The 4408-nt window shown below is 45.6% G+C and carries 5 protein-coding genes; all 5 read left to right on the top strand.

Features of this window, described 5'->3' with window-relative positions:
• Window positions 1-648: hypothetical protein (locus O3C58_13985; GenBank protein MDA0692960.1), on the top strand; the 648-nt coding region annotated here is incomplete at its 5' end.
• 34 nt (window positions 649-682) lie between these two features.
• Window positions 683-1156, top strand: a complete 474-nt coding sequence (locus O3C58_13990) for an adenylyltransferase/cytidyltransferase family protein (protein ID MDA0692961.1) — start codon at window positions 683-685, stop codon at window positions 1154-1156.
• 6 nt (window positions 1157-1162) lie between these two features.
• A complete protein-coding gene (locus O3C58_13995; GenBank protein MDA0692962.1) occupies window positions 1163-2695 on the top strand; it encodes a PfkB family carbohydrate kinase in 1533 nt (510 codons plus the stop codon).
• Between the two features lie 313 nt (window positions 2696-3008).
• Complete coding sequence (locus O3C58_14000; GenBank protein MDA0692963.1) at window positions 3009-4082, top strand: radical SAM protein; 1074 nt, start codon at window positions 3009-3011, stop codon at window positions 4080-4082.
• The coding region (locus O3C58_14005) for a thiamine pyrophosphate-dependent enzyme (GenBank protein MDA0692964.1) at window positions 4079-4408 on the top strand (330 nt) is incomplete at its 3' end. The genes O3C58_14000 and O3C58_14005, both read left to right, overlap by 4 nt.

Genomic DNA, 4408 nt, shown 5'->3' on the forward strand with positions numbered 1-4408 from the left:
AGTGTCGCCCGCTATATTAAAAACGGAGAATTCGGGTTGTGGCAGGAAACAGGAAAATTAAACGATATCATCAACCAGGCCTATGCCGATGATCCTAAAACCGGAATGGGGGAAGCCATCGGCCGAGCCATCCATGAGGGAGACTACCCGCACAAAGATATCAGTCTTTTTGCGGCAGGGTATGAGCTGAAGATTCCAATAACCGTTCATGTGGGGATCGGATATGATATCATTCACGAGCATCCCAACTGCGATGGCGCCGCAACGGGAGCCCTTTCGTACAACGATTTTCTAAAGTTTACCTCCCTGATTCAAAACCTGGAAAAAGGTGTTGTAATGAGTTTTGGCAGCGCCGTCATGGCTCCCGAAATTTATTTAAAAGCCCTCAGCATGGCTAGAAACGTAGCCCATCAGAAAGGATCAGTGATCCGACACTTTACAACGTTGGTATGCGATCTTCACGACCTTCCAACGGACTTTTCAAAAGAACCTTCCAAGGATAATACGGGGTATTATTACCGGCCTTGGAAAACCATGCTGGTGCGAACGGTGGCCGACGGGGGTAAAAGCTACTATATTCAAGCCCAACATGCGGATTCCATTCCCGCTCTTTGGACTATCATCAACGAAATAGAAGAGAACCGTTGAATAGTTCTTTTCCAAAATCAAGCCATCGAGCCACATGAAAATTTTTGATCTTGACGATCTTTCCAAAAAATGTCATGCCCTTAGGGAAGAAGGCAAGAAAATCGTGTACTGCCACGGTTGTTTTGACCTGATGCACCCCGGCCACATCAAATATTTTCAGGCCAGCAAAAAAATGGGCGATGTGCTGATAGTCACGATCACCCCCGATGAATTTGTTGACAAGGGGCCCGGACGCCCCGTTTTCAACCAAACACTGAGGGCGGAATCCATCGCCGCGCTTGAGTGTGTGGATTTTGTCGCCATCAACAAGTATCCAACTGCCGAAAACACTCTGCGTCTTCTTCGACCTCACTATTATGTAAAGGGTCAAGAGTTTGCGCAGTTGGAGGACAAAACTGGAAAAATCCAAAAAGAATACGACGTGGTAAAGGAAGTGGGGGCGGAGATGCGCTTCACCCACGAAATTGTTTTTTCCTCCACCAAACTTTTGAACGAACACTTTAAATGATCGTCCATGAAAAATTTCGGTAAAGACAGATGCTTGCATTGGGATATGTTGCTGGACAAAGTCCAATCCCTGAAACAAGAAGGCAAAAAAATTGTCCAGAGCCATGGCGTATACGACTTGATCCATCCGGGGATCATCAAACACCTCCAATCCGCCAAACAACAGGGCGATATTCTCATCGTAACAGTGATTAAGGATAGGGATATACGTCGAGGCCCAGGCCGACCTATTTTTAATGAACAATTGCGAATGGAAAATGTTGCGGCCCTGGGCCTGGTCGACTTTGTCTGCCTGGTAGACGATGAGACCCCCTTTGAATGTGTCAGTAGGATCAAGCCTGATGTGTTTGCCAAAGGTCAGGCTCATAAAGAACGCGACCAAAAAATTCATGAGAGGATCTTCGAGGAGGAAAGAGAATTTTACTTCGGCAAGAGCAAAGTCTTCGAGACGGATGGATTTTCTTTCAGTTCATCCCAAATCATCAAAGAACTACTGTCCTTTTACCCGGAAGGAACTAAGGAATTTTTAAAGTCGTTTTCCCATAAATATGGCTTTGACGAAATCGCCGAAAACCTGAAAGCGCTGAAGGATCTTAAAGTACTGGTCATCGGAGATGGCATTATAGACGAATATCACTACTGCCAGCCCCTTGGAAAATCAGCAAAAACCAACCTTGTGGTGAATCAATACCTGGACCATGAGGTTTTTGCAGGCGGGGCCTTTGCTATCGCCAATCATGTGGCCGGAATCTGCGATGAAGTCACACTGATTTCTCTTCTGGGGAAAGAAAACTCCAGGGAAGATTTTATTGCGAAAAACATGAAGCCTAATGTTAAGACCCAGTTCTTCCTAAGAGACGATGCCCCGACCATTGTCAAGAAGCGGTACGTGCATCAATACCTTAATCAAAAGCTATTTGAGATCAATTATATTAACGACCGTTTCGTAAGCAACGAAATGGAAAACGAAATTATTCGATACATGGAAAACATCATCCCCGAATTCGATGTCGTGTTGGTTTCGGATTTTGGTCATGGTTTCATCAGTAACCGGATTTATAACTGCATCGAGAACATTTCAAAGGTGCTGGCAATCAACACACAGACCAACGCTGCAAATGCGGGCTACAATTTAATCACCAAATACCGGAACCCTCATTACGTCTGCCTGGATGAGCCGGAAATCCGGCTAGCCGCCCAGGAAAAGTTCGAAGATATCGAATCCGTTGCCCGTCAAATGCGGAAAAAGATCAACACCAAGTATCTCATGGTGACGCAAGGCAAGAGAGGCTCCATCGGCATAAATAGCGATAACGCAATCAACCGGACGCCGATTTTCTCCACCAAGGTGATCGATACGGTGGGTGCCGGTGACGCTTTTTTCGCTTACACGGCTCCCTGTTTTGCCAGGGGTTTGCCGCTGGATATGGTTTCGTTTATTGGCAACGCCGTAGGGGCACTGGCGGTGCAGATCGTCGGCAATAAAAATTCCGTGGAAAAGGCGGACCTTCTCGCCTTCATTCATTCACTCCTGAAGTAGCTAAGATTTAACGAATCCTAATATTAAAGGTTCATTTGCCTTTATATAGAGAGCAATTTTCCTGCGTTTTCTGGACAATTGAATAAGAAAACTCTTATGGTTTTTGTCCTTTTGTCGAATATCTTCAAACAGGGCTTTAAAATACTGATTAATTAAATTAAAGTGTACAAAAGCATCTGCAATCTCTAGCCCTTCAAGGATAGGGATTTAAAGTTCATTAGGACTGAGAATAGTTATCCGTTGTGATTTCATAAAATTCTCATCCCGATCGATTAGTATTTCCATCACCCGGTCCACCCATCGGAGAATGAGCATGGCCGATGTATTCGGTATAGACAGCCACAAACTCAATTATCACCTGTCCCGAGTGAACGATTGGCTGGAGCGAAAAGAGGTTTACCCGATTTATCTGGAAATCTCCCCAGCCGGGGCGTGCAATCACAGATGTACTTTTTGCGCAGTCGATTACATTGGCTACCAAACCGTGTTTCTGGACCCTGACATATTAAAAAGCCGTTTGTCGGAAATGGGCCGTCTGGGAGTCAAAAGCATCATGTACGCTGGCGAGGGCGAGCCACTTTTACACAAAAAGTTGCCGGAAATCATTCGCCACACCAAAGACTCCGGGATTGATATTTCGATCACCACAAATGCTGTAGCTTTGACCCAGGCCTGGGCATTGGAAGCAATGAGTTCGATCACCTGGATCAAAACCAGTATCAATGCAGGAACGCCGGAGACCTACGCCCAAATCCACCAGACCAAACCCGAAGATTTTCACAAGGTTCTGTCTAATCTAGAAACCGCCGTGAAAATCCGCAATCAAAAAAACTGGGATTGCACTCTTGGGTCTCAAATGGTGCTGTTGCCGGAAAACGAAAAGGAAGCATTGCTTCTCGCCAAAACCATGAAAACCGTGGGTTGTGATTATTTGGTGATCAAACCCTACTCCCAACACAATTCCAGTATCACCCGGACTTATGAGGGAGTCGACTATTCAGAATCGAAGTACCTTAAAGAGGATCTGGCAGCGTTAAACGATGGCCAGTTTTCTGTGGTCTTCCGTGAAAACACTTTAAACAAGCTCTTTGAAAAAGATCATTATTACGACAAATGCAGCGCCACGCCTTATTTTTGGGGATACATTATGGCGGACGGTTCCCTGTATGGGTGCAGTGCCTATCTTCTGGATGAGCGATTCTGCTACGGAAACATTAATGAGCATTCCTTTCAGGAAATTTGGGAAGGAGAGAAGCGTCGACGCAATATTGAATTTGTCGAGAACGAACTCAACATAAAAGATTGCCGCAAAAACTGCCGCATGGATTCTGCAAATCGATATTTGTGGGATTTGACTCATCCCCCGGAGCATGTAAATTTCATATGATCAATCATCAATGGGCGGAAAAAGCCTATACTTATTTGATTAAGGTCCGTAAGACCGAGGAAGCGATCGCATCCGAATACAAGAATCAGGAGATGCGTTGTCCCGTCCACCTTTCCATTGGGCAGGAAGCGGTTGCGGTTGGGGTTTCGATGTGTCTCACAAATGAAGACATCGTTTTCAGCAACCACCGCTGTCACAGTCACTATCTGGCTAAAGGTGGAAATTTGGATGCCATGATTGCAGAACTTTACGGCAAAAGCACCGGTTGCGTAAAAGGCTTGGGAGGTTCCATGCATCTCATGGATGAAAAAGTCGGGATGCTCGGG

Source organism: Nitrospinota bacterium (assembly GCA_027619975.1).
Lineage (GTDB): Bacteria > Nitrospinota > Nitrospinia > Nitrospinales > VA-1 > JADFGI01.

Coding starts and splice junctions, on each gene's coding strand:
- O3C58_13990 (MDA0692961.1), top strand. CDS start 683: ATGAAAATTTTTGATCTTGACGATCTTTCCAAAAAATGTCATGCCCTT.
- O3C58_13995 (MDA0692962.1), top strand. CDS start 1,163: ATGAAAAATTTCGGTAAAGACAGATGCTTGCATTGGGATATGTTGCTG.
- O3C58_14000 (MDA0692963.1), top strand. CDS start 3,009: ATGGCCGATGTATTCGGTATAGACAGCCACAAACTCAATTATCACCTG.